Source organism: Pantoea wallisii, from assembly GCF_002095485.1.
Taxonomy (GTDB): Bacteria; Pseudomonadota; Gammaproteobacteria; order Enterobacterales; family Enterobacteriaceae; genus Pantoea; species Pantoea wallisii.
The window spans coordinates 29233-53383 of sequence record NZ_MLFS01000017.1 but is presented as its reverse complement, the minus strand read 5'-3'; the positions used below and the strand labels follow the sequence as shown (position 1 = coordinate 53383).

Here is a 24151-nt window from a genome sequence, read left to right as displayed (position 1 = left end):
ACAGCGCACGCAGTAAACAAAACGGGCGGCCTTTGCGGGCCGCCCGTTTTTTTATCCCGCAGAAGTGATCCGCCCGGGCCGCCAACCTCTTCGCATCGCGATCACGGATGCGCAACCCTCACCCAACCGCTACGCCGCCGACTTACTGCGCTTTAAGCCAATCAGCGTCGGGAACACAAACAGCGACTGTCCCATCCCCCGGTTGGTCAGCGACCACACCGCCACGGAGCAGAGCGAACAGATCCCCACGATTGCCAGCGGGTACAGGCAGGCCCAAAGCAGTGAAAACCACGCGTGCTCGAACAGATGGTGACGCTGAGCAAACAGAATCGCCGACATACCAAAGAACTCAATAAAGATGCGGTGTATCACATAGATCTGCAGCGTATTACGCCCGACCCAGTTGAAGAATGTCATCGCGAAGTGCGCATTGAGCCAGCGGCACGCCGCCACGCTGAACAGTATGGCGATAATGCACATGAACAGGCTCTTATCGAGACCGAAGATGACGTGAATGCCAGCCAGCGCCGCCAGCACTGCCCACGCGCTGATGTTCTCACGGCGCAGCTCACTCAGGCGCAGCATCAGCGGGCTCCAGAATGCCCCCAGCAGGAAGAACAGGAAGTACTGCGCCAGGCTCTGCGGCCCCCAGAAGGGAATAACCTTCTCCGCTGCCAGATAATTGAGCACCACGGCCACCACCAGCAGCGCCACTTTGTGCTGGCGGAAGATTTTGGCACAGAGGAAGTAGAGCGCTAAACCGTAGAGATACCAGGAGGTGCTCATGGCCATAAAGGTCAGCTTGAGAAACTCGAACAGCGAACCGGCATACGCGGCGTTGAGGTTTTGTGAGATGCGCTGACCGGTGATCTCCGTCGAGATGCCGACAATGGACCACCACTGGATAAAGCCCCACAGGATGTAGAGATAGAACAGGTTGGTAATGCGGCTGGTAAACACCTGCTTCCATGGACGATTTACAATGCCGTTGGTCGCCAGCAGCCCGGATACAAAGAAAAAGGCTGGCATACGTAAGGGTGATAATACGGTATTAAACTGCACCCATATTTCTGCCGGGATCCAGCCGGCGCTCAAATATTTTACCGTCCCTTCAAATCCCGGTAATACGGTGTGATACAACACGACCAGTAATATACAGGCCCCTTTCAGGGTATTTACCCATGCAATATCTTCTTTCCTGGCGTTATTCATTGGATTAGCTCCCGCTGCAGTGTAGGTCTTAAAGGAGAAGAGTGAAGAAATAAGCGCTGATGCATTTATGATTTTTAAACGATTATTCAACAACCCTGTGGTGGTGACTGTAGCGAAAGTCTTAAAGTGTTTTAAATGGTCCTGATCTAACAATACTTTACAGTACCATATATTAATTGACCTGAAATAATGCTGCGTAATTCCACTGAGATTAGAGAGGCTAAGGTAATATCAGAAGAAACAGATGCTGCGGTTAAATGCACCGGAAATTAAGAACTATCCGCGATAATGAAAACCAGCGTTACATTTACCGTAATGAAAAAAGATATATTGATGCACCAAAAGGGTAAGAGAATATTTTATTAATATGTTAGCGCGGGGGAATTAAAACGGGCCAGCGTGCCGGCCCGGGGGATTATTGATTGAGGAATTTATCGAGAAATTGCCGGGTACGGGGCTGCTGCGGATTACTGAACAGCGCTTTTGCCGCGCCCTGCTCCACGATGCGCCCCTGATCCATAAAGATGGCGCGATCGGCCACGTCACGCGCAAAGCTCATCTCATGAGTGACGATCACCATCGTGCGTTTCTCCTGCGCCAGCGCCCGAATGGTGCTCAGCACTTCGCCCACCAGCTCCGGATCGAGCGCCGACGTCGGCTCATCGAACAGGATCACCTCCGGACGCATCGCCAGCGCGCGGGCGATCGCCACGCGCTGCTGCTGACCACCGGAGAGGCGACGCGGAAAACTCTCCTCTTTGCCGTGCAGCCCTACTTTCTCCAGCAGCGTGCGCGCACGCGCCACCGCTTCCGCTTTTGGCTCGCCTTTGACAATCACCGGGCCTTCGATGATGTTCTCCAGCACCGAACGATGCGGAAACAGGTTAAAGTTCTGGAACACAAACCCAACCTGCTGCCGCAGCTGCCGTACCTTCTCTTTCTGCTTACTGAGCCCGAGGCTGGCGTCGATGGTGATACTTCCCACCATTACCTGACCGCTTTCAGGCACCTCCAGCAGATTGATACTGCGCAGCAGCGTGGTTTTACCGGAGCCGCTTGGGCCGATAATCGCGACCACCTCGCCCGGCGCCACATCCAGATCGATGCCGTGCAGCACGGTCTGCCCGTTAAACCGCTTTACCAGCTGACGTACTTCAATCGCACTCATTTCGCCTCCCGATCCTGACGATTCACATGCGCTTCAAGGCGGTTCTGCAGTGCCGACAGCACGGTTGCCATTACCCAGTAGATCAGCGAGGCCGCCAGATACATGGTAAAGACCTCCAGCGTACGTGAGGTGATCAGCTGCGCCTGACGGAACAGCTCCGGCACCTGAATCGTGGCCGCCAGCGAGGTATCTTTCACCAGGCTGATAAAGCTGTTACCCAGCGGCGGCAGCGCGGTGCGGGCAGCCTGCGGCAAGATCACGCGCCGCAGCGTTTGCCACGGCGTCATACCGATACTGGCGGCCGCCTCCCACTGACCGCGCTCAATGGCGGCAATCGCGCCACGCAGTGATTCAGACGCGTAAGCGGCAGTGTTAAGCGAGAGGCCAATCATCGCTGACGGGATCGGATCCAGCTCGATACCAAACTGCGGCAGACCGTAGTAGATCATAAACAGTTGGGCGATGAGCGGTGTGCCACGAAAAATCGACACGTAAATACGCGCCAGCCAGTTGATCGGCCAGAAGTGCGACAGGCGCATCAGCGCCAGCACGAAGCCGAGTATCAGACCGAAGAACATCCCGCCGATACTCAGCTGCAGCGTAAACAGCGCGCCTTTAAGGAGAAAAGGTGCTGAATCCAGCACCAGCTGTAAGCTCTCCTGCATTATTTCGTGACGTCCGCGCCGAACCACTTCTCAGAGAGTTTGCTCAGCGAGCCATCTTTCTGCATGTCCGCGATTGCCGCGTTGATCGCTTTCAGCAGATCCTCGTTGCCCTTACGCAGCGCCACGCCCGACTCCAGACGTGAGAAGGCCGGGCCCGCTACCGCCATGGTGTCACCGGTTTTCTTCACCAGATCCAGTGCGGCTAAGCGGTCCACCAGAATGGCGTCAACGCGGCCAGAGCGCAGGTCCTGATATTTAGTCGGGTCATCATCATAAGTGCGGATATCCACGCCTTTGACGTTATCACGCAGCCACTGCTCGTAGTTGGAGCCCAGGCCCACGCCCACTTTCTTGCCGGAGAGATCGTCCGGTTTGCTGATGGTGCCGGCGTTTTTCTTCATGGTCAGCGCCTGCACGCCGGAGATGGTGTACGGCGTAGAGAAGTCATACTTCTTCTTACGCTCAGGTGAAATGGTCACCTGGTTGATCACCACGTCGATACGTTTGGAGTCCAGCGAAGCCAGCATGCCATCCCATTTGGTCGGTTTCAGTGCGGCTTTCACCCCAAGGTGCTGCGCCAGCTCCTGTGCAAACTCCACTTCAAAGCCGGTCAGTTTGCCGCGCTCATCCTGGAAGCTGAACGGCGGATAGGTGCCTTCCAGACCCACGCGCAGCTCGCCCTTGCTCTTCACCTGCGCCAGCAAATCTTCGGCGGCAAAGGTTTTCACGTTGACGCCCGCCACCAGTGCGACCGCCATCATTCCCATCACCAGCTGGCGACGAATTGGAGAGAAGATCATAATTACCCCATTTATTGTGATGTGTTGTGATTGTTGTGTGCCCAACCGGTACGCAGGGTTGCGCACCTGATTGTTATAATCAGGCCGCCCTTTGAGGCGACCTGTTAATTCCTAACCGCCGGATTATAAACTTTTTTATGCCGCTGTCTCAGACCGAAGGATGATAAGCAAATAACGCCGGCGATCCCCCGGTGTGGACAAACAGCAGCGGCCCGTCACGACGGAAGCGATTCTGGCTAATGCCATCGATCAGGCCAGCCATCGCTTTGCCGGTGTAAACCGGATCGAGCATGATGCCTTCAAGGCGCGCCAGCAGCTTCACCGCTTCCATGCCTTCGTCATTGGGTTCGCCGTAGCGCGGCGCGAAGTAGTCATCCCACAATGTCACCGGTGCCTGCGCCTGCAGTTCCAACTGCTCAGCCAGCGGCATGCGGATGCGCTCCACGATCGGCAGCTGCGCCTCCGCTTTACGTGAAACCGTTACGCCTACCAGCTCGGTATTGGGCAGCAGGTGCTCCAGCCCTACCGCCAGCCCGGCATGGGTACCGGCACTGCCGGAGGCGACCACCACCGCCGCAAAATCCACCACGCCTTCACTCTGATGGGCGATCTCCTGCGCGCACTCCACGTAGCCCAGCGCCCCCAGCACGTTTGAGCCGCCCACCGGCACGCTATAGGGACGAAAACCCTGCGCCTCAAGCCGCTCCGCCTGCTCTGCCAGCTGGGCCGGAGGATTGTGCAGTGCATCTACCATCACGACCTCGACATCCATCAGATCCAGCAGCAGACGGTTGCCATTGTGGAGGTAGTTCTCTGCAGTCGTACCGATAGGATTCTCCAGCAACGCCACGCACTTGAGGCCAAGACGCGCCGCGACCGCCGCCGTCTGGCGCACATGGTTGGACTGAATGGCACCGGCAGTCAGCAGCACATCTGCGCCTTCACGTAGCGCATCCGCCGCCAGGAACTCCAGCTTGCGCAGCTTATTGCCGCCCAGCGCAACCGGGGTGAAGTCATCGCGTTTAATAAAGATATCGCGTCCGAGATAATCAGACAGGCGGGGAAGATGCTCAAGCGGTGTAGGTGCACCGAGTAGTTCAAGACGCGGGAACTGGTGCAGAAGATGTAAGGACAATGCAGCCTCCATTCGGGCAGTGTGCGATTATCCATACAGTGTTGCAGAAGATGAGAAAAGTCGCACCCGGAATTGATCGGGTGCGATCGTCAGTTGCCGGCATGCTCGCCAGCAACTGATGTAAAATCACCCTTAGCTGCGCTGCCAGCCTAAAAACTGGTCATATTTACGCAGCGCGATACGGTAGTTGTTATTACCGGCATCGGGCAGATCATTTTCCAGACACTCATGCCAGCTATTGCCCCGTAATCTTTCTGCCGGGAAATTTTTCGCTTTTAGCATGTCATCGAGACGACGCAGGCGCACCACATATTCACGAATGGTACTGTGACTCATTTCGGTCTGTTCAAACAGATATTGTTTAAACGCCATAATGTCGAAGTAATTCGGATGGGTATTACAAAAAATATCGCTGCAGAAACGGCACAGCGCCGTCAGTTCCGGCTGAAGCTTCATCCAGACCTGATCGTCAATCATCTGGTCCATGCGGGCGATGGCCTCTTTATTGATGATCTGGCCGCGGAATACTAACGCCATGCGGTCTAAAACTTTGCCGCAATGTGAACAGTTGCTTTGGCTGTGTTTATAGTCTTTAAGGTAGCGACTTAAAGGTCTGGCTTTGACTTTGGCTCCCATTGCTGAGTCCCCGGTTTTTTTATTTTTGTTTCCCCAGGAACTGAGTCTGTCAGCGCGCTCCCGATAACCGGGCCCGCAGGCGTTTGATGGCCTGACTGTGCAGCTGGCTGACGCGGGATTCCCCCACTTCGAGCACCGCGCCAATCTCTTTCAGGTTCAGTTCTTCCTGGTAGTACAGTGTGAGCACCAATTTTTCACGCTCGGGCAGCGCTCGATCGCTTCTATGACGCGTTCACGCAGATTTCCTTCCAATAACTGATGCAACGGGTTGGCTTCCTCATGCCCCTCCGTGACCAGCTCCGCACTGTCGCCGTGTTCTTCCCGATACTCGTCGTATGAAAAGAGCTGACTATTGTTGGTATCCAGCAAAATCTGCCGATACTCTTCCAGCGAAACATTCAGCCGCTCAGCCACTTCTTGCTCGGTAGCCGCACGCCCCAGCGTTTGTTCTACCTGATGCATCGCACCGGCCACCTCACGCGCATTACGACGCACGCTGCGCGGTGCCCAGTCGCGGCTGCGCAGTTCATCCAGCATTGCGCCCCGGATACGCTGCACGGCGTAGGTAGTAAAGGCGGTGCCCTGCAGCGCGTCGTAGCGCTCCACGGCATTTAATAAACCAATGCCACCGGCCTGCAGCAGATCGTCAAGCTCAACGCTGGCTGGCAAACGCACCTGCAGGCGCAGCGCTTCATGCCGCACCAGAGGAACATAGCGCTGCCAGAGCGAATGTTTATCCATCACGCCATCGGCGGTATAGAGATCGTTCACATTGACTACCCTGCGTTAATAAAGTTATCGGCATGATTATCCAATTCTGTAGAGGTTTCGATTGGCAGAATAGGCAGGCAAAAGCGAGGTTATTTCAAATTTGTTATGGTTGGCGGTGGATCGCACCGCCAGAAAGGGATCGCTCAGCGCAGATTACGCAGCCGCTGCCGCGTGCCGGGCGGCACGGCGTGCCACAGCGCACAGGTTTTGCCCGCCAGCGCCTGATAACAGGAACTTATGGACTCGTCGTTTTCAAGTGCTGCATTAAACAGCACCTGCCCGGTTTCCGCGTCGATGCTTATCATTTTATTGATGAACAGTCGCTGTAAATCACTGCGTAAAAACAGGCCGTTATCCACGCTGTTATCCGCGAGAAACCCCTCTTCGTTCTCTTGGGTGTCAATATGACAGGCCTCCACCCACGGCCAGCTGTGCCGCTCGGTTAAGCGCGTACCGGTAATGATGCAGGCGCCGTAGCGCGCTTTCACCGCCGAGGTAAACTCCGCCTGGCTGGCGCGCTGGAACACGCGGGCTTTCACGCGGCGGCCAACCTCCGTGCCCGGCATTACGGCGGTGGGCACTTTTTGCTGTGGCGTGCTCAGCACCACCAGAAACTGGATCTTGCGCGACAGCGGAAAACACGGATGCGCCTGCGGATCGAACAGCTGCCAGTACTCCTCCTCTTCGGTCTGGCGCATCAGCACCAGCTTAAAACCGCGGCTGCTTAGCAGGTTCTGCGCCTCCGCCGATCGCGGATCGAGCATGGCGTAGACCTGCGCTTCGCCCACCACTCTCCAGCGGCCGGTTTTACGCGTCTCATCGTTGCGCCGGAAGTAGAGAAACGCCTGCTGGTTTTTCAGGTAGTGCTCAAAGCGGCGCAGGTAGTTTTTGCGTTCGTTATCGTCAGAGATAAACAGCAGATCCTCCAGCGGGCTGTTGAGCTCTTCCTGCGCAAACAGCGCGCGGATAATCAGGTTGCGATAGCTGGTCGACGGGCTCAGCAGGCCACGTGCGGTGAGCTCCTTCTCATCCGGATGCTGCTGCGCATAGCGCAGGGCGATCTCTTCGAGGTCAGCAACTCACCCGGTAACAAGTCATAATTGAAGCGCATAGACACCCCAGAAACAGGAAACGTACGACAAAAAATGAGTGATTCTGAGGGGAGTTATCGGCAGATGTGCGGCGGGCTGTAACACAATGTGTGACTTATTCACATCATGTTACCCACAAAATATTCGTATCGCAGTAAAGCAGAGTTAATTTAGGAAGTAATAATATCTTGAACGTTATTTAAAAAATTAAAGCTTCAAGGATTTATTAAATATTTACTGTTACATCTAACAGAATTATAACTAACTCTAACAAATCTCATTGTGCTTATATTACTATGACATAAACACCCTTTTTTCAAAGGGTGTTTATGCGCAAAGATTAATTTAGTTAACTTTTGAAAAAAGATACGTCGCTGTTGCATTGAATCTTTTTAAGGGAATATAGTTAAACTTCTTAAGAAAACCAGAAATTTCGTCAAATTCTTTATTGGTCGCTGCTTCAATGTATAGCACAGGATTATGTCGCTCAAGAGTTTTTATTGCTCCTCTTAAAACCTCCATTTCCATACCTTCGACATCGACCTTAATGACAGATATGGAATTCACTGGTTCTTTCTCAACGACAGAATCAAGCGTAGAAATCCTTATCTCACCAGTATCATTTACATCCAGCTTAGTCATGCCTATATTCTTGTCATCTACTTCACCAAGGTTGGCTTTGGTTTCAATACTACCAAGTCCCATTTGATGGGCAATAACCTTACCTTCCTTTAAATTACGCCTTATATTTCTACACAGGGTGTCATAGACATTCTTTTGTGGTTCAAATGAAATAACCTTTTCCACATCGCATAATAGAGAGAAATATATAGTGTGGTTGCCAATATTTGCACCTACATCAAGGATAGTGCTCCTCTTTTTAGCCCTTGAAGAAATATCCATAAGCATTTCAGTTCATAGAATGAACTGTAGATTTGATTACATTCTGAATATAATCATCTTTATTTGGCAAGTGCATGCATACGAGTTTATCCTCATGACTAAAACTGAAAGCATCATTGACAACACTCATATCTTCTTCATTATTATGCTCATTATTTTTAAAGCCATAATGCTTGAGCATTTTTTTAATATTTTTGTCATTACCTCCATTTAATAAATTATCATGCCATAAGGGTTGTGCTAAAGCACCTTCCCACTCAAGCAATTCCATCTTTTTACCTACTACTTTAACTTTGACTCCATTCATGCGGCACATCCAATAAAGCCAGATATCATCTGTGCCTGGCGATAACTCGGAGAAAAGCTCTTCATTAATAATATCATGATAAAAACAGTGTGGCGGATATAAAACTCCAGCCCCCGATGTCGGGAAATTTAATGATGAAATATCATTGGATACATCATACTCCCATCCCCATTCTTTATAAGGAACAGGTAGGCCATTTTTATCTAAAATGATCTTATGCGCACGATGAGCAACCACGACTTTGTAATCCCCATTCCATGCGCCGATTAAATTTTCAAGCCAGTCTTCGGCATAATATAAGTCATCATCAGCCGTAACAATAAAAGAGTTAGGATCATCCTTAAGTGTAGGAATGATTTTTTTATATGATTTAATATCCTTGCAATACTTTATTTCTAAACCATGACTAATAAACTTAATAACATTATCAGGAACTATATTTTTTTCTGACTCAGCAATCCACAAAATGATTCTGTCAGCTTTTACTGTTTGGTTTAAGAGACAATTAAGTGTTAAATGGAGCGTATCAAAACGTTTACAATATGACGTTAAGCTGACAATAAGCTTTTGCGGCAGAGAATGTCCTCTTTTGTTACTTACATTAGATATAGATGACTTGCTATCAAAAGCAACTTCTTTTATATAATTAGCAACCCGATTTTTAGATTGCATCTGCAATAAGGAGACTACAATATCATAAAGACCATATCCGGTATGTAGAATAAATGCCAGCTTTTCACATTGTTGAATACTAAGCTTCGCTCTACGATCTTTAGATGCAATGAAAAGGGCTTCTGCTGCTATCATTTGCGAAGATTCGAATGGTTGATTACCTTCTATTTCTACAAGCTGTTGATATTCGATATTCACAAATGAGTGAAAATCCAGGCCTACATTTCTTAATTGGTCGCATATGTTGCTAAATGACAGTTGTCCTTCGTGAGTATTTTCAAAACGATAATGTACCGCCACAAAGAGACAAGATTTTAAGATTCGCGCTCCGTATGCGAAAAGCTCTTTAAGATTGAATCTGTTATCTAAAATTAACCAGTCAACTCTATCAAGCCCATAAATTTCATCAAGTTTTAGCGATGGCACTTTAATCTTAGTAATTACTCTTTGAGGATACCATCCTTCACGTTTTGAGGTAAAAGTAATTGCATCCAGGTCGCTACTATATTTAGCATCGAGACACATATTTAATTGTGTATCGTTACCATCGCCTAGTAATTGCATTTGAACTTTCTGCAGAGAGTTTCTTTTTAAGGGAAGATGGGTGTCTCCTACAATGCCTAAAGGATCGATAATAATTACAAATATACCATTTGTTGCCATTAATGCCTTGAACTTATCTTGGCAAGCAAGGATACCACCATAGTCTAAAGCCCTAACCTGGCCATCAAGGTTGAAAGAAAACCCTAACTCATTATCTATTAAAGATGAATTCTCAACCTCGATAGGATGGTTTAATTTAATTGCTTTTTTTTCTGGCTCAAAGAAAAGTCCTTCGTTCTCTATAAAGGATAATGCCGCAGGTAACTTCCCCTCACAATATCGCTGCCAAATAGCGCGCATAGCATCAGTAAAATGACGAGCATAAATTTTCCCATCACATACAGAAGAAGATAAAAGAACCTCTCGCAAATGGCGCCTAATTAAGGCCAGGTTTTCAGTATCATTCGCCAGGCTTTTAGCGATAGTTAAATAATCCCCCCAGCTTTCTGCAACTAATTCTGGCATCCCTGCATGAACAAGATGCGAAGCAGAATGACGGCCAGCAAAGGTTGGCCCGGGTAACGTTATAACCGGCACTCCCATTACCATGGCTTCACATGTTGTTAACCCTCCTGAATAAGGCCAGGGGTCAAGCGCTATATCAACCCTATTATAGCTCTCAAGTAATTCTTTATGTGGAGATGCGCCTTCCAGAATAATTCTACTGCGTTTTATACCGTACTTTTCAAGCGTAGTGTAAATACGATCACTCAGCGTAACATCTTTAAAATTGAAACTTTTCAAATACAGTTGAGAGTTTGGAATATCATTAAGTAACAAAGCCCACTGTTCTAACAAAACATCATTTATTTTTGCTGCATTATTAAAGCACCCAAAAGTAATAAAACCTTTTTCTTCATAGGGTAAAGATGAAACAGGTGGTAAATATCCCGGTGGATCATAACATATATAATCTACTGGAAGCCTTATTAACTTCTCTGTATAGTAATCATCAGTACCTTCATGCGTTTCAACATTATCGCTGAGCAGATAATCCATTCCTTCAAGACCAGTGCTACTTATTAAACCTCCTACCCATTTAACCATGATAGGTGCAGGTTTAAGCTGTAAAGTTCGCATGCGGCTATTAGAGTTATAACCATTCAAATCAAAAAGAATGTCTATTTCGTGTTGCCGAATTAAGTCATTCAATTCCAAATCAGAGATACTTTCAACTTGTACCCATTTTGCTGTAATCCTTTGTAAGCGCTGTGTGATGTGATCTGAAGCAGAAGTTGTACTGTAGGCGTAAAATTCCATTTCATGATTAAAAACATGAGATAAACCAATGGCTATCATCATACCCACAGGATGAGATCTAAAACCATCAGAGATCATTCCAATCCGGAGCTTTTTGTTTTTTTCTTTATTCAGCGGCATTGCTGGCTGAATATTTTTTAATGGCTTGAATTTTTTCTGCCAATCAAAGCAAAGCTTCTGTAAATCATTAATATCCATAGCAGGGTCATAATGAGAACTGACAATATGATTGAAATAAGGTAGCGGATTGGAGTCAGTAAGCGCCTTAGCTTTATTGTAAGCTTCATGCATTTTATCAAAATTGGCCATTTCTTGATAAATAAGTGCCAGGTGACTCCAGTTGGACCATTTATCAGGTTCCAAAAGAATGAGTTGCTCAAAGCATTCAATTGATTCTTTGTATTTCTTTTGCTTTTGCAGAACGTTTGCCAGCAATACTTTCATGGGGACTGCTTGCTTTCCACCCATTGCAGTCATAGCGTCGTTTATTAAAATCTCAGCTTCATCAAAGCGTTCTAGCGAATAAAGCATACCTGCCTTAGAATATAAGGCCTTCTGATGATTTGCCTGAAATGAGAGTGCTTTGTTAAAAGCTTTCTCTGCGGCGATGAAATCATTTAGTTTATGATGCGTGCGGCCCATAAACTCCCACAGATCTGCATTTTGTGGGTTTTTATCCAGTATTTTTTTGACTTTGACCAAAGCAGCCTGAGGATTGACATCAAGCATCTCAAAAAGCTGTTTACTCAATAGTCCAGCATTATGGATGACTTGAGAGCGATTAGTGGGTTTAGTTTTTACAGCTGTTTTTTTCATAATTGTATTTTCTCGAATGAAAACAGTGAGTAGCTAATCATCTGGGTAAACAGCTACTGTCTTTTTCATTAGTTTAAAAAATACAAAAAAAAATAACGGGTGGAGCACCCGTTATTTTTACTGCTAATTGTGAGGATTAGCGAACTAAGATTAACGAAGCAGAGACAGCATGGTCTGTGGTACCTGGTTAGCCTGTGCCAGTACAGAAGAACCAGCCTGCTGCAGAATCTGTGCACGAGACATATTCGAGACTTCGGTCGCGTAATCAGAATCCTGGATACGGCTACGGGCAGCTGACAGGTTGTTGACGGTATTGTTCAGGTTCGTAATGGTAGACTCAAAACGGTTCTGAGAAGCACCCAGTGAGCTACGTTGTTCATCAACAGCTTTAATCGCAGCGTCGATATCTTTCAAAGGCTCCCCACCACCTAAAGCACTACCTGTAACTTTACCACTCTTAACGTCAAAACCTACTGCGTCAACTTTACGGGCATCGCCATCAATTGCAGTCAGGCCAGATGCAGCCGCAGTATTTGCATATACACCACTGGCAGCAGCAGTTGTGGTGCCGTCAGAGCCTGCAGAAGCCAGGTTCCAGCCAGCTGCACCATTAATTTTGATGGAGATGGTTTCACCGTCTTTAGAACCCACCTGGAAATCATAAGATTTCGCAGCTGAGCCAGTGTTGTTCAGAACTTTTTTGCCGTTAAAGTCTGTCTGAGTAGTAACACGGTCAATCTCTTCCATACGCTGGTTAACTTCAGCCTGGATAGAGTCGATGTCTGATGCAGAGTTAGAGCTGTTCTGCGCCTGAACGGTCAGGTCACGGATACGCTGTAAGTTGTTGTTGATTTCTGACAGCGCGCCTTCAGCGGTCTGCGCCAGAGAGATACCATCGTTAGCGTTACGTGCAGCAACGGTCAGGCCGTTGATGTTAGAAGTGAAGCGGTTGGCGATGGCCTGACCTGCAGCATCATCTTTCGCGCTGTTGATACGCAGACCAGATGAGAGACGCTCGATCGCAGTACCCAGTGAAGACTGAGATTTGCTCAGGTTGTTCTGCGTCACCAGGGACAGGGTGTTAGTATTGATAACAGCCATGATATTTATCCTTCAAATTAAATGGTTAGGTTTCGGCATTTGGCCTGCGGCTTCATCACCGTCAACCTGATTATCGTCACCCCCCAATCAACCTTTAGAAAAATTTCTGCGAAAATTTAAAAAATCTCAAATGGCCGAAGTGCAATAAAGAAGGGGTTTTTATCCACCTATTGTTTTTTGTTTGAAGGATTAACCTTTTTTGCGTCGCTGCCGATACTGCTTCCAGTGATTGTCCATCAACTAAGGATTGAACTATGGCAAGTGTAAGTAACCTGAATGCCGGTACTAACCTCGGCTTAAGCGATTTGTATGATCAGCTGCAAACGGCGGAACAGGCTAACCTGACGCCGATTACGACGCAACAGACCTCTTATAAAGCCAAACTGTCAGCATGGGGCATTGTGCAAACCGCACTACAAAAAGTGCAAAGTGCTGCCGCAGCATTAAAAAATACGTCTGCTATCGCTAGCACCAAAGTCAGCAGCACTAATACCGCATTTGCCGCCACGCTGGCCAATAATGCTACCTCTGGAACATATTCAGTAGAGGTAACCCAGCTTGCAAAAGCCCAGTCTTTACTTTCAGCAAGCGCGACCAGTAAAGATGCGGATTTAGGTGACAGCAGCCAGGCTTCACGCACCATCACGATTACGCAGCCGGGCAGAAAACCCCGATGACCGTCACGCTTGGTAAAGATCAAACCAGCCTGACGGACATTAAAGATGCTATCAATAAACAACAAGGTAGCGTTACCGCCAGCATCATTAAATCTGATGACAACACTTACTATCTGGCACTGACTTCGCGTGATAGCGGTACAACCAATGAGATGACGGTCGCAACAGACGATAGCGAGCTAGCAAAATACATTGGGTTTACCAAAGGCGGCAGCAATAACGGCATGACGCAGCAGGTAGAAGCCGCCGATGCAAAACTGAACATCAACGGGGTTGCTATTACCCGTAGCAGCAACACTATTACCGATGCGCCGGAAGGTGTGACGCTGAATCTGACGAAAACCAATACCGGTAGCCCGGAAACGCTGGCGGTAACGAAAGACAATGCGCCGATGATAGCAGCCGTTCAGGCTTATGTTGACGCCTATAACTCGCTGCAAACGACCATCAGCAATCAGACTAAATACACAGCGGTGGATCAGGGCAGTAGCTCCCAGAACTCTGGTAATGGCGATCTGCTGGGTGACGGCACTCTGCGTAATATCCAGACCAGTCTGCGCTCTAGGCTCTCAACCAGTGCACAAGGCGGTGGCAGTATCTCCCTGCTCTCGCAGATTGGTATTACACAGGATATTAATGGCAAGCTGACTGTTGATAGCACTAAGCTGGGCAAAGCGCTGGATGAAAAATCCGCTGATGTGGTGAGTTTCCTGTCAGGTGACGGTAAAACCACAGGTTTTGCCACCCAGACCAGTAATTATCTGGACCAGATTTTGGGAACTAACGGTTCGGTACAGAACGCTACTGACGGTATTAATAAAACCCTTAAGAAATTGTCGGACGATTACGATCGCGTAAATGCACAAATTACCGCCACCATGGCGCGTTATAAAACGCAATTTACCAACTTGAATACGCTGGTCTCATCCATGACGCAAACGCAGAACTATCTGACGCAGCAGTTTGCGAACATGAGCAGTTAACAGGAGTTAAAAATGTACGCTAAATCGGGAATTCAGGCCTACGCGCAGGTCGGTTTAGAGAGTGCCGTGTTGAGCGCCAGCCCGCATCAACTGGTGGTAATGCTGTTTGATGGCGCACTGAGCGCCATGAAAAAAGCCACTATTTTGATGGAACAGGGTGATATTCCCGGTAAGGGTCTGGCGCTGACAAAGGCAATCAATATCATCACTAACGGCTTGCGTGCCGGCTTGAATCATGAAGTTGGCGGAGAGCTCTCCGCCAATCTCGACGACCTGTATGAATATATGACGCGCCGCCTGCTGGAGGCCAACTTGCGTAACGATTTTGAGGCAATTGCTGAAGTCGAAGCGCTGTTGAAAAACATTGCAGATGCGTGGAAGGAAATCGGCCCCAACCAACCGCAGGACTCGTATTAATGACGATACACGTTGATTTACTGCAGGGCTATCAGCAGCTGCTGAAGCTGAGTAACGCCATGCTCGCACAGGCTAAAGAGGGCCAGTGGGATGAGCTGATTGCTTGTGAAATGACCTATCTGCGTAACGTGGAGAGTGTCGCACGCGATCAGGATACCAGTGCACTGCCCTCCGGACTCCGCATGCAAATTCGCCCGATGCTCAAACAAGTACTGGATAATGAAAACGAGATAAAGGGATTACTGGCACACCGCATGGATGAACTGCGTGCGCTGGTACAAACGACGTCGCAACAACAGAAAGTGACTTCTGCTTATGGGCGAATCTCCAATCAGGTTTTGTATCCAGGAAATCTCTGACGCAAATGCTGCCGGGTGAAGCACCTGACTTCACCCGCGCATTGCATTAAGACTGCGGCGCTGTATTCGACACCGGCTTTAATATCTCCGGCTCAATATCCTGAATCACTGCATCACCAGGGCGCTTCGCCACCTCTTCCAGTGCCTGCTGACACTCCACGGTTGGCCGTTCAACTTTGCGCAGCGTTAAGCCATCATAGTGCAGTTCACCATTTTCCAGCGTCAGTGGCATAACACGTGCCTGCCGGTTCACGTTGACCCACTCATCGTCAAGGCGCGTCAGCTTACCGGGTTTGGCGATAACGCGTTGCCACTGGCGACAATCCAGCGTATCGCCCTCAGCGCCGATAATCAGGCTGCCCAATGCCTGGTCGCTGATTAATTTGCCCTGCGGACCCGTTGTCTGCCAGATGCCTTTGAGCGCCAGCGGTGCCGGGGTTTTCACTGCTTCGTCATAGCTATTGATTTGCGCACATCCGCCCAGCGCCAGCGCGGCCAGTACCATCCACTTTTTCATTTTCAGTCCCTACACTCGCATCAATGGCGGCTACGTTATAATTTTTCCCGGGAGTTACGCAAGGCATCTGCTGCAAAACCCCTGAGTTCCTGACAAGCTGCCTGGTTCAGGCTACACTAGCGCGCAAGTTAATTAGCAGGTATCCCGAATGAAAACCCCGCAAGAGTACTATGCGCTGGCACGCAGCATGTTTTTTACCGCCCACCCCGATTTTCAGGCTGCGCTGGACGAGCTAACCGAAAGTGACGCCCGGGCCGCTAACCTCTCCTTACGCGAACTGCGCGAATGGCATGCGGAGCGCATCTATGCTGCGTTTCTGCGTCAGAAGAAGCTGGACGGGATGCTGTTCTCTATTCAACTGGCTGAACCGGATAAAGCCGTTGCTGCTGAAGCGATTGAAACCTATCTTAAATCACATGCTGCTGCACTTGGCATGACGTGGGAAGCGTTCTGTATCAAGAACGAACTTTAAGCCCCCGTGAGTGATTTTCAGGCATTTTACACAAATCCCTCAGGAAAAGTTGTACAACAAAGAAAAAGTTGTATAACTTAATGCTCACGACGTGTGTCGTAGATTGTCCTTGAACGAATGGTGCGCTTGCACCGCCTCTGGAGGTGTTGCTGGATTTCCACCTCCAGAGGTTCAATTTTTCCCTTCTGCCCTGCTTCTTCCTCACCCGTTTGTGCGACGTTTGCCAGAAATAGAAATTTTTGCCTGAACGCCGCTTGCCACTGTTTTTATTTACAGTATTATTACGCTCCCACTTTGATTAATGGATCGCTTTGATGTTTGTGGAACTGATTTACGACAAGCGCAATGTCGCCGGCCTGCCTGGCGCGCGTGAGATGATTTTAGAGGAGCTGGAGAAGCGCGTTCACCGCGTCTTTCCGGATCTGGAAGTACGCGTTAAGCCAATGGAGCGTAACGCGATTGATACGGATATGAGTAAAAATGATAAAGCGACCATCGCGCGTATCGTAGAAGAGATGTTCGATGAAGCGGAAATGTGGCTGGTGGCTGATTAAGCCACCAGCAGAGCGGGCTTAGCTCTCCTGCTCACTGTGGTTGATGGCGATTTCCAGATCCTGAATCGCCAGATCAATATCATCCAGCAACTTGCCCTGCTTATTTATCAGCGCATCAAACCGTGCTGCATTCTCTTTGTCCTTATACTCTCCGGCGTCAAAGGCCAGCCAGTGGCTTGAGAGCGTCTCGGTATTTGTCTGCGCGTAGTGACGCATCTCTTTTAGCTGTGAGGTGACATCACGCAGGTATTCAGTTTTGGTTTTGATTGCCTCTGTATCACTCATGCTATTTTCCTTTTCGCTGTAAAAGCCAGTTAAAATAACGCTCGAACGATTAAAGATAGTAGAAAATAGCGAGACCGCTCTAAGAATAATCGGAAGCAGTGCAAGCTGGGAACATCCTGTTCCCATATTATTTGAGCCTTACATATACTTCTTCGCCAGCGCGATCAGCTCATCCTTTGCTGCCGACCCCAGTTTCAGTACGCCCTGTTCGACGAAGCTGAAAGCCTGGGCAAAATCCTTCACACCGGCAGCAATGTCCTGGCGCACGGTGTCTGTCGCCGCGGATGCAGATGAAGCAGGTGCTGGCGGGCTTACCGATGCATCAGGTTGCTGATCGTTGCGTAAGCCCGGTGTCGAGGCAGATGATGCACCAGCGCTGGCAGACCCATTTGCCAGCGGATCCTGCGTCGCCAGCTGCTGATCCAGATCGACAGGTGCGTCTGCAGCAGCCGGCTGCTCTGCTACGATTGGCGCCACGCCAGTGCTATCAGCCTGCGCAGCGGTATCCTCCTGTTTTTGAACAGCGCGGCCGCCGGCGCGCCTGTGGCTGGCGTCGCCACCGCTGATGTGGTGGCTGTCTCATTAGCAAAACTCTCCAGTGGCGACAGATCGTGCTCCGCCTCGGTATTCGTTGGTGCGATGACAGTTTGTTCACTCATAACTTTCTCCTTCTTGCTTAATAAAGACCACAGTCGATGGAAACTGTCTGCGATCTGCTCGGTAATACGCATTCTGGCCTCCTTAGCGGGATGTCGCTGGCGGCGACGCCTGCCCTGCCGTCGGATTGGCTTTGCCCGCAGCCTTACTGCTGGCCTGGCCCTGGGGGCTCTCAAGTTTTTTCTGCAGCACAATCACCTGATTGGTTAACTCTGCGACTTTTGCTTCGCGCCGATCGGAAATCACCCGATACTGATGACGGATATCTTCGACGCGCCGGTTAGCGCTGTTGTTGACATAAACAAACATGATGGTCATCGCTACGCACAGCAGCGATAACAGCATTAGCAGCCCTCCCAGCAGCAGGTGCCGCCGATGGCTCTTCACAACGAACTCACTGTTTATCTGCACCATCGCGGTTCTCCTCCAGTGTGGTGATCAGTTGATTAATCTGACTGCGGAACTTATCGCTGTGATCGGCTTCCGTTGTTGCCAGCAGAATGCCAAGGGCGTTCTTTATCAGCCGCAGATCGGTCTCCAGCGATGAGATACGCCGCAGATTCTTATCGTGGCGGATACGTAGCTCATCGTTCTCCTGACGCATCAGCACATGGCTCTCTTTGAGAAGCAGCACCTGCTCTTTGTAGCTGGTGATGATCTCGCCGCCTGCGCGATTGCTGGTGACGATAGCGGCAATACCCGCCATTAACGGTTTCCAGAACACCGCTGCTGCCCCCCCGCCGAGAAGCAGTGCGCCAACGCTTGTGACCAAACTACTCTCCATGCCTCACCTCTCAACACTGGCAATATGCCTGACTTAGATTCGCTGACTGCCCTTGCCAGATGTGCAGCCAGCGCCGTTATTTAAGTTTACTTTAATTAATGAATTTAAGTATACTTAAGTCAACCAATCAGGAGTTGTCAAGATGATGATGAAAGAATCGATGGGTGAACGTATCCGTACGCGGCGCAAAGCGCTGGCCTATACGCAGCAAGCGCTGGCCAGTGGTATCGGCGTATCACATGTGGCTGTTTCACAATGGGAAAAGGAAGAAACCGTACCGCGTGGAGAGAATCTGCTCCGGCTGGCAGAATTGCTGCAGTGTACGCCGGCGTGGATCATTGATGGCGATGGCGAGGTGTTTGATCACGCCACTCATCCGCATGCTGTCACCGCGGTGCCTTTACTGAGTCTGGCCCAGGCCGCAGGCTGGTCAGGCGAAGAGCGTTTGCGCCTGCAGACGCAGGCGACACACTTTCTCTACAGTGATACGCCACTCAGTGACGGCGCGCTGGCGGTGACGCTGGAAGATGCGGCGATGCAGCCGGACTTTCGACCTGGCGATCGATTAATCTTTGAGCCTGCGCTGGAGGCGAAACCGGGTGTCGTCGTGCTGGCATTGGTAAACAGCCACGTGCAGGTGCGAATTTACCGGGTACATGAGCAGCGCAATGACGCGCCTGTTTTTTCGTTACGGCCGCTAAACCCGGATTTTCCGGCGTTGCACAGTGAAGATAATCAACTGCAGATAATCGGCACGCTGGTTGAGCTGCGCCGGCGTATGAGTCAGGGATAAGATGCAAAAAACCCGCGGCAGCGCGGGTTAAGTCTTGCAAGCACTACGGCAAAAATTACAGCACGTCGGTCAGATGATCGACTACAACTTTGCCCTGCATGTCTGTTTGCATAATGCGATAGCTGACAGGCCAGGAGCGACGATTGCTGAGCTTATCAAACAGCACAACGCGGCCTTTCGCTTCGCCATTGGCGGCAATAATGCGCCACTCGGTGACATCTTCCTGGCCCCGGTTATTTTGGCGCAACACACTCTGTTCAACTAAACGATCGCTCTCATCAATCTTCAAATAATCACGTAACATGTTTCTCACCTCTGGTTAACGTGAGCAACCATACGCTTTTCATTTATCTATTCAATCGAATTTATTTATCGATAATGCATGCGTTGCGTACAGCATGAACAAATTGACTTGACGAGCCATTTTAGCCGTTTCGTTTAACGCTAATTTTACGAAATAGTGGACGATCATGCCGCTTAGCGCTGGACAGACCCCGCTATGCGCCTGCTACTGTATGAGCCAAAATAATTATACAGCCGGATAATCTACATGCTGACCACCATCCTTTATCGCAGCCACCTTTATGACCATGTTCCAGTGAAAACGCTGCAAGACATGGTGGCAAAGGCCAACAAAAAAAATGAACTGTCGAGCGTGACAGGAATATTACTTTTTGATGGGCTGCATTTCTTCCAGTTACTGGAAGGACCGGATCAGGAGGTACAGGGAATTTACAATCGTATTTGCCAGGACGCACGCCACCATAACCTCGTTGAACTGATGCATGACTTCGCCCCTGCCCGCCGCTTTGGTAATGTCGGGATGGAGCTGTTTGATCTACGCGAACACGAAAAATCCAGCGTGCTACAGGCCGTACTGGATAAAGGTACCTCGCGCTATCAGCTGACTTACGACGATCGCGCACTCCAGTTTCTGCGTACCTTTGTTGAGGCGCGCGAGAAAGAGAACTACTTCGAAATCCCGCCGGCCAGCACCTGGGAGTTTGTAGCCGACAGTGACTCGTATCGCGAGCTGGAGAGCTTCCAGCATCACGTCCAGGATTGCCGCTTTGCATTCCAGCCGATTGTCGATCCGTTTTCCCGTCGCATCACCGCCTATGAAGCGTTGATCCGTACCCCCACCGGCGGTTCACCGCAGGAGTATTTTGCTGCATTCGGCGGAGAGGCCATCTATCACGCTGACATTCAGGCCAAAAGCCTGGCGTTCAGCCTGGCAAAGAAACTGGGCATCGGTAACCAGACATTGACCATCAATCTGTTACCGATGTCGCTGGTGACGGTGCCTGATGCGGTGGAATTTCTGCTGAAAGAGATCAATGCTAACGGGCTGATTCCGGAACAGATCGTGGTAGAAGTCACGGAGAATGAGATTATCTCCCGCGCCGAAGAGTTTACGGCGGAAGTGAAAAAACTTAAGGCCGCCGGCATTAGCCTGGCGCTGGATGATTTTGGCGCCGGCTTTGCGGGATTGTCTCTGCTCTCTAAGTTTCAGCCGGATAAGATCAAGATCGACCGCGAAATTATCAGCGATGTGCATAAAAGCGGCCCCAAGCAGGCCATTGTGCATGCCATCATCAAGTGCTGTGCATCGCTGGAGATTGCCGTTGTTGCAGAAGGCGTGGAGAAAGCGGAAGAGTGGATGTGGCTGGAAGCGGTTGGCATCAGCCAGTTCCAGGGATATCTGTTTGCCCGTCCGCAGTTCAGCGGATTCCCCGTGGTTGCCTGGCCGGAAATTAAGTAATGCCCTGGCGTCAACCGCTTGCTGCGGTTGACGATCAATACTGCCTGAGCGGTTGGTTCAGGCGCTCGCCGAGTACTTTGTACTTCATCAGCTCAAAGGTTTTCTGCGTCATGGGGACCGCGCTGCAGGGACGAAACCAGCCAAATTGCCGCTGATAGAGCCACACTTCCGGAAAGCGTTCACCATCTTTGACCCAGTAATAGCCGTCTTGCATAGTCTTACCTGAAGATAATCGTTGTTCAGGCTGTTCTGCACGCCTGATGAACACGCTTTTGGCGCGATGGAGAATCCAGCCTTAACCACTAATCTTAGCAGAGTATAACGCGCGCGAATCCAGTCAGCGGTTTATGCATTGAATAAGCGAAGCGCAAGAAATGAAAAAGCCCCTGCGCTGAGGGGCCATTAATTTACGCAACTTACATCACTGTCAGCGAATCACCGTCACTTCTTTGGAGACAATATTTACGGTGCTGTTTCCTCTGGTGCCCGCTGAACGATCAGCTCCAACGCCTGGCGATAAATATCCAGCTGGACAACATCATGCTCAGATTCTAACCTCTCAAGCAGTGCCAGAATAATATCTTTATTACTTACGCGGAGTTTCACGGCAGCCAGCTGTTTGTAGATGATTGCAATAACTTCTTTTTCACTGGTGTATTGTGCACCGGCGTTTTTAAAATATTCAGATAGCTGAGACTCAGTTGATGCCAATGACCTTAGTTCCATTACAAGCCTCACAAGTTGCTTAACAGCCGGTGCGATGACCATTACTGTCAGAGTGAATATTGAATCAGTCAGGTAAAAAAAGAGCCTCTGAAGGTGGAAATCCACAACACCTTCAGAGGCGATGCAATGCATCATTCGTTACGTGTGACTGATTGCCACCCCGAGAAGTTATACAAACTTTGCAATGTTGTACAACTATGCAGTTAGCAAATCGTGTGGTCTGATGAGAGGTAAAGGTTAAAATCGCGTATTTACAGCAATCATATCGATTGCTTTTAGTTATAAAATCATTAGGTTAATGATAATTTTTCTCAAAAATGTATTTTAAATCCCTCATTCTATTGAACAAAAAATATTTGCTTAAAAAAGGCATCACAGCCTTCTATACAACCATCTCAAACTTGTACAGGTTTGCAAAACTGTACAAGTTAACCCTACTGCGTGTACAGTAGGAACAGGCTTCCCCGTGGCAGAAAACCGCTGCGCGGAACATGAAATTCATCATTACATTACGTTAAAAGATGGAGAGCAATATGAAGCAACATAGTACGAATAAGGAGCGCAAAGACGAAGGTGAAGTACATAAAGGATTACCGGAAGCCGCTCCAAATGCCGGTAATGCTTATGAGGAAGATGATCATCCAGCGACAGATAACGCTAATGAACATGGCGAAATACCACGCACGCGTGATGACAGTGATGATCACAAAAAAGATCCCTATCAGGATCAGTGATGGCCATTTGATGACGCCAGGACCGACCCACCGGACGTTATTTTCCTTGCTGGCTTAACTTCGCTGAAATAAGCGAAGCGGCTATCAGGATTGATCATTGAGTTTAATTAATACATTATTTTGCGGAAATTAGAGAAGGCGTGCCTTCATTCATTTCTGGAGAGCACTGATGGAAACGGGTTTTTACTGGGTTGGCAGCAGTACAACGGAGCCGGAGGTATGGTATTGGGATGCAGGACGGGGGTTTTATCGTCCCATGGAGCCAATTCCGCTTTCTCTGCCTCGTTTTAAATCTGCAGGCTTTAAACTTCTCAGTGGCAAACTGACGCCGCCGGATGAGCCATAAGCTACCTCAGTTTTCGTCTCTTTCTGAGAATATCGCCGGTTGCGCTGTTAAGCGCAGCGTAGCTGGACTATATTCCTCACTGGAGGATGCGATGATGAAGGAAGGATTTTATTGGGTGCAGCTGGGCACGAATGAGCCTGAGGTCTGGTTTTTCTCAGGTGAACAAGCCGATGCCTGGTTTGAGCCCACCAAAAATGAGTCAATCGGCCAGCAAAAATTCGCCGATCTTGGCTATAAAGTGATTGGCGAACGACTCTCGCTACCATAATGATCTAACCGCCTCTTACGGGCGGTTTTCTTTTTGTGCTCATCAAAAACCAGCTTAGCGCTGGCTTAATCGGACAGATTATCGTCAGTGGCAGCCCTACGCGCCCTTGATTTCAGTGGTACGAATATCAAGGTAACGTGACAGGCCTTGCTTCGCGCTCTCCACCGCCAGTGCATTTTGCGCTTCAAGATAAAATTTATCCGCATTACGGCGTAAATCCTGATTTACCGGATGAACGGTATATTTAATCAAGCGATCGCCGTTATCGTAGCTGCATACCATATCCCACGCCTGTTGTGGTGAAGCACCGATCTCGCATTTACCTGGGCCATAAGAGTATTTAAGGAAGTTATTCGTTGTAGCCGCAGCGCTGACTACATAATCAGGCTTGCCGTATCCTTGCGCGAAACCCGCATAAGCCGCAGTTGCCATCAATGCCGCTGCAACGCCAACTGAAAGAAGTAACTTTTTCACCTGTACAATCCATCGTTTTAATAAGTGCGAAAATCATATAAGAATCGTCTCAGTATTTCACCCCCTAAAATCGGTAGTTATGACAAAATGTTTCCAGTGTAACAGACGAAATGTCTGTAACACCCTGATTTTGATAAGGACAAAATACATGTTCAAAGGCACAGTGCGACTTTTGTAAAGAAAGCACTCATGAGCGGTAAAGG

At 49.2% G+C, this 24151-nt stretch carries 27 protein-coding genes and 3 pseudogenes; 9 read left to right on the top strand and 21 right to left on the bottom strand.

Features of this window, described 5'->3' with window-relative positions; genetic code table 11:
- Positions 1-129: 129 nt before the first annotated feature.
- From HA48_RS08485 to HA48_RS08435, 11 genes and pseudogenes are all read right to left on the bottom strand, one after another.
- A complete protein-coding gene (locus HA48_RS08485) occupies positions 130-1212 on the bottom strand; it encodes an acyltransferase family protein (protein ID WP_128600626.1) in 1083 nt (360 codons plus the stop codon).
- Positions 1213-1627: 415 nt separating this feature from the next.
- Complete coding sequence (gene tcyN / locus HA48_RS08480) at positions 1628-2380, bottom strand: L-cystine ABC transporter ATP-binding protein TcyN (RefSeq protein ID WP_128600625.1); 753 nt, start codon at positions 2378-2380, stop codon at positions 1628-1630.
- Positions 2377-3045, bottom strand: coding sequence for a cystine ABC transporter permease (tcyL, locus tag HA48_RS08475; protein ID WP_128600624.1), 669 nt, complete (start codon positions 3043-3045; stop codon positions 2377-2379). Before tcyL ends, tcyN begins: the two co-directional genes overlap by 4 nt.
- Positions 3045-3845, bottom strand: coding sequence for a cystine ABC transporter substrate-binding protein (gene tcyJ, locus HA48_RS08470; protein ID WP_128600623.1), 801 nt, complete (start codon positions 3843-3845; stop codon positions 3045-3047). The genes tcyL and tcyJ overlap by 1 nt, the downstream gene beginning before the upstream one ends.
- 148 nt (positions 3846-3993) lie before the next feature.
- Positions 3994-4980 (bottom strand): D-cysteine desulfhydrase, encoded by a 987-nt coding sequence (locus HA48_RS08465; protein WP_128600622.1) that lies wholly within the window; start codon positions 4978-4980, stop codon positions 3994-3996.
- A gap of 132 nt (positions 4981-5112) precedes the next feature.
- Positions 5113-5616: a flagella biosynthesis regulatory protein FliZ gene (gene fliZ, locus HA48_RS08460; protein WP_128600621.1), complete on the bottom strand. Its 504-nt coding sequence runs from the start codon at positions 5614-5616 to the stop codon at positions 5113-5115.
- A 49-nt stretch (positions 5617-5665) separates the two neighbouring features.
- Positions 5666-6387, bottom strand: a pseudogene (locus HA48_RS08455) (RNA polymerase sigma factor FliA).
- Between the two features lie 143 nt (positions 6388-6530).
- Positions 6531-7498, bottom strand: a pseudogene (locus HA48_RS08450) (HNH endonuclease signature motif containing protein).
- A gap of 325 nt (positions 7499-7823) precedes the next feature.
- Positions 7824-8381, bottom strand: a complete 558-nt coding sequence (locus HA48_RS08445) for an FkbM family methyltransferase (protein WP_158086962.1) — start codon at positions 8379-8381, stop codon at positions 7824-7826.
- 7 nt (positions 8382-8388) lie between these two features.
- Positions 8389-12039, bottom strand: a complete 3651-nt coding sequence (locus HA48_RS08440; protein WP_128600619.1) for an O-linked N-acetylglucosamine transferase, SPINDLY family protein — start codon at positions 12037-12039, stop codon at positions 8389-8391.
- A gap of 150 nt (positions 12040-12189) precedes the next feature.
- Entirely contained in the window at positions 12190-13140 is a 951-nt protein-coding gene (locus HA48_RS08435) for a flagellin N-terminal helical domain-containing protein (RefSeq protein WP_128600618.1), read from the bottom strand.
- Between the two features lie 254 nt (positions 13141-13394).
- Here HA48_RS08435 and fliD point away from each other — a divergent pair.
- From fliD to fliT, 3 genes and pseudogenes are all read left to right on the top strand, one after another.
- Positions 13395-14800: pseudogene (gene fliD, locus HA48_RS08430) on the top strand (flagellar filament capping protein FliD).
- A 12-nt stretch (positions 14801-14812) separates the two neighbouring features.
- A complete protein-coding gene (gene fliS, locus HA48_RS08425) occupies positions 14813-15217 on the top strand; it encodes a flagellar export chaperone FliS (RefSeq protein WP_128600617.1) in 405 nt (134 codons plus the stop codon).
- Positions 15217-15576: a flagella biosynthesis regulatory protein FliT gene (fliT, locus tag HA48_RS08420; protein WP_128600616.1), complete on the top strand. Its 360-nt coding sequence runs from the start codon at positions 15217-15219 to the stop codon at positions 15574-15576. Before fliS ends, fliT begins: the two co-directional genes overlap by 1 nt.
- Before the next feature lie 46 nt (positions 15577-15622).
- Here the strand turns inward: fliT and yedD are convergent, their stop codons facing one another.
- The gene (gene yedD / locus HA48_RS08415; RefSeq protein ID WP_128600615.1) at positions 15623-16093 is read right to left on the bottom strand and encodes a lipoprotein YedD; all 471 of its coding nucleotides are present in this window, start codon (positions 16091-16093) and stop codon (positions 15623-15625) included.
- Between the two features lie 148 nt (positions 16094-16241).
- On the opposite strand from yedD, the gene HA48_RS08410 reads away from it, so the two are divergent.
- Together HA48_RS08410 and HA48_RS08405 are read left to right on the top strand one after the other, a co-directional pair.
- Positions 16242-16565: a DUF6388 family protein gene (locus HA48_RS08410; RefSeq protein WP_128600614.1), complete on the top strand. Its 324-nt coding sequence runs from the start codon at positions 16242-16244 to the stop codon at positions 16563-16565.
- A gap of 314 nt (positions 16566-16879) precedes the next feature.
- Complete coding sequence (locus tag HA48_RS08405; protein WP_128600613.1) at positions 16880-17119, top strand: DinI-like family protein; 240 nt, start codon at positions 16880-16882, stop codon at positions 17117-17119.
- Positions 17120-17137: 18 nt separating this feature from the next.
- Here the strand turns inward: HA48_RS08405 and HA48_RS08400 are convergent, their stop codons facing one another.
- The 5 genes from HA48_RS08400 to HA48_RS08380 all read right to left on the bottom strand — a co-directional run bounded on the left by HA48_RS08400 (position 17138) and on the right by HA48_RS08380 (position 18845).
- Positions 17138-17404 (bottom strand): hypothetical protein, encoded by a 267-nt coding sequence (locus HA48_RS08400; protein WP_128600612.1) that lies wholly within the window; start codon positions 17402-17404, stop codon positions 17138-17140.
- Between the two features lie 138 nt (positions 17405-17542).
- Positions 17543-17881: a hypothetical protein gene (locus tag HA48_RS08395; RefSeq protein ID WP_128600611.1), complete on the bottom strand. Its 339-nt coding sequence runs from the start codon at positions 17879-17881 to the stop codon at positions 17543-17545.
- Positions 17866-18063, bottom strand: coding sequence for a hypothetical protein (locus HA48_RS08390; protein WP_128600610.1), 198 nt, complete (start codon positions 18061-18063; stop codon positions 17866-17868). The genes HA48_RS08395 and HA48_RS08390 overlap by 16 nt, the downstream gene beginning before the upstream one ends.
- Positions 18064-18145: 82 nt before the next feature.
- On the bottom strand, positions 18146-18475 hold the full coding sequence (locus HA48_RS08385; protein WP_128600609.1) for a hypothetical protein: 330 nt from the start codon (positions 18473-18475) through the stop codon (positions 18146-18148).
- Positions 18456-18845, bottom strand: a complete 390-nt coding sequence (locus HA48_RS08380) for a hypothetical protein (RefSeq protein WP_128600608.1) — start codon at positions 18843-18845, stop codon at positions 18456-18458. Before HA48_RS08380 ends, HA48_RS08385 begins: the two co-directional genes overlap by 20 nt.
- Positions 18846-18987: 142 nt before the next feature.
- Here HA48_RS08380 and HA48_RS08375 point away from each other — a divergent pair, with 142 nt between their 5' ends.
- Complete coding sequence (locus tag HA48_RS08375; RefSeq protein WP_128600607.1) at positions 18988-19638, top strand: helix-turn-helix domain-containing protein; 651 nt, start codon at positions 18988-18990, stop codon at positions 19636-19638.
- Between the two features lie 55 nt (positions 19639-19693).
- Here the strand turns inward: HA48_RS08375 and HA48_RS08370 are convergent, their stop codons facing one another.
- Positions 19694-19942 (bottom strand): hypothetical protein, encoded by a 249-nt coding sequence (locus tag HA48_RS08370; protein ID WP_128600606.1) that lies wholly within the window; start codon positions 19940-19942, stop codon positions 19694-19696.
- Between the two features lie 246 nt (positions 19943-20188).
- Between HA48_RS08370 and HA48_RS08365 the strand changes: the two genes are divergently transcribed.
- Positions 20189-21400 (top strand): diguanylate phosphodiesterase, encoded by a 1212-nt coding sequence (locus tag HA48_RS08365; RefSeq protein ID WP_128600605.1) that lies wholly within the window; start codon positions 20189-20191, stop codon positions 21398-21400.
- 34 nt (positions 21401-21434) lie between these two features.
- On the opposite strand, the gene HA48_RS08360 is transcribed toward HA48_RS08365, so the two are convergent.
- Complete coding sequence (locus HA48_RS08360; protein ID WP_128600604.1) at positions 21435-21614, bottom strand: hypothetical protein; 180 nt, start codon at positions 21612-21614, stop codon at positions 21435-21437.
- A 248-nt stretch (positions 21615-21862) separates the two neighbouring features.
- Positions 21863-22231, bottom strand: a complete 369-nt coding sequence (locus HA48_RS08355) for a biofilm/acid-resistance regulator YmgB/AriR (protein ID WP_341864974.1) — start codon at positions 22229-22231, stop codon at positions 21863-21865.
- 428 nt (positions 22232-22659) lie between these two features.
- Here HA48_RS08355 and HA48_RS08350 point away from each other — a divergent pair, with 428 nt between their 5' ends.
- Together HA48_RS08350 and HA48_RS22035 are read left to right on the top strand one after the other, a co-directional pair.
- Entirely contained in the window at positions 22660-22860 is a 201-nt protein-coding gene (locus HA48_RS08350) for a hypothetical protein (protein WP_128600603.1), read from the top strand.
- Positions 22861-23297: 437 nt separating this feature from the next.
- Positions 23298-23474 (top strand): hypothetical protein, encoded by a 177-nt coding sequence (locus HA48_RS22035; protein WP_158086961.1) that lies wholly within the window; start codon positions 23298-23300, stop codon positions 23472-23474.
- Between the two features lie 96 nt (positions 23475-23570).
- Here HA48_RS22035 and HA48_RS08345 read toward each other — a convergent pair whose 3' ends face one another.
- Positions 23571-23948, bottom strand: a complete 378-nt coding sequence (locus HA48_RS08345; RefSeq protein WP_128600602.1) for a hypothetical protein — start codon at positions 23946-23948, stop codon at positions 23571-23573.
- Positions 23949-24151: the final 203 nt, after the last annotated feature.

Bases quoted from the DNA above. Each gene is read 5' to 3' on its own strand.
- fliS (WP_128600617.1), top strand. From the start codon at position 14,813: ATGTACGCTAAATCGGGAATTCAGGCCTACGCGCAGGTCGGTTTAGAG.
- fliT (WP_128600616.1), top strand. From the start codon at position 15,217: ATGACGATACACGTTGATTTACTGCAGGGCTATCAGCAGCTGCTGAAG.
- HA48_RS08485 (WP_128600626.1), bottom strand. From the start codon at position 1,212: ATGAATAACGCCAGGAAAGAAGATATTGCATGGGTAAATACCCTGAAA.
- HA48_RS08385 (WP_128600609.1), bottom strand. From the start codon at position 18,475: ATGGTGCAGATAAACAGTGAGTTCGTTGTGAAGAGCCATCGGCGGCAC.
- HA48_RS08440 (WP_128600619.1), bottom strand. From the start codon at position 12,039: ATGAAAAAAACAGCTGTAAAAACTAAACCCACTAATCGCTCTCAAGTC.
- HA48_RS08360 (WP_128600604.1), bottom strand. From the start codon at position 21,614: ATGCAAGACGGCTATTACTGGGTCAAAGATGGTGAACGCTTTCCGGAA.
- yedD (WP_128600615.1), bottom strand. From the start codon at position 16,093: ATGAAAAAGTGGATGGTACTGGCCGCGCTGGCGCTGGGCGGATGTGCG.
- HA48_RS08445 (WP_158086962.1), bottom strand. From the start codon at position 8,381: ATGGATATTTCTTCAAGGGCTAAAAAGAGGAGCACTATCCTTGATGTA.
- HA48_RS08435 (WP_128600618.1), bottom strand. From the start codon at position 13,140: ATGGCTGTTATCAATACTAACACCCTGTCCCTGGTGACGCAGAACAAC.
- tcyN (WP_128600625.1), bottom strand. From the start codon at position 2,380: ATGAGTGCGATTGAAGTACGTCAGCTGGTAAAGCGGTTTAACGGGCAG.
- HA48_RS22035 (WP_158086961.1), top strand. From the start codon at position 23,298: ATGATGAAGGAAGGATTTTATTGGGTGCAGCTGGGCACGAATGAGCCT.
- HA48_RS08350 (WP_128600603.1), top strand. From the start codon at position 22,660: ATGAAGCAACATAGTACGAATAAGGAGCGCAAAGACGAAGGTGAAGTA.
- tcyL (WP_128600624.1), bottom strand. From the start codon at position 3,045: ATGCAGGAGAGCTTACAGCTGGTGCTGGATTCAGCACCTTTTCTCCTT.
- HA48_RS08400 (WP_128600612.1), bottom strand. From the start codon at position 17,404: ATGAGTGATACAGAGGCAATCAAAACCAAAACTGAATACCTGCGTGAT.
- HA48_RS08365 (WP_128600605.1), top strand. From the start codon at position 20,189: ATGCTGACCACCATCCTTTATCGCAGCCACCTTTATGACCATGTTCCA.
- fliZ (WP_128600621.1), bottom strand. From the start codon at position 5,616: ATGGGAGCCAAAGTCAAAGCCAGACCTTTAAGTCGCTACCTTAAAGAC.
- HA48_RS08370 (WP_128600606.1), bottom strand. From the start codon at position 19,942: ATGTTACGTGATTATTTGAAGATTGATGAGAGCGATCGTTTAGTTGAA.
- HA48_RS08380 (WP_128600608.1), bottom strand. From the start codon at position 18,845: ATGGAGAGTAGTTTGGTCACAAGCGTTGGCGCACTGCTTCTCGGCGGG.
- tcyJ (WP_128600623.1), bottom strand. From the start codon at position 3,845: ATGATCTTCTCTCCAATTCGTCGCCAGCTGGTGATGGGAATGATGGCG.
- HA48_RS08410 (WP_128600614.1), top strand. From the start codon at position 16,242: ATGAAAACCCCGCAAGAGTACTATGCGCTGGCACGCAGCATGTTTTTT.
- HA48_RS08390 (WP_128600610.1), bottom strand. From the start codon at position 18,063: ATGAGTGAACAAACTGTCATCGCACCAACGAATACCGAGGCGGAGCAC.
- HA48_RS08405 (WP_128600613.1), top strand. From the start codon at position 16,880: ATGTTTGTGGAACTGATTTACGACAAGCGCAATGTCGCCGGCCTGCCT.
- HA48_RS08375 (WP_128600607.1), top strand. From the start codon at position 18,988: ATGATGATGAAAGAATCGATGGGTGAACGTATCCGTACGCGGCGCAAA.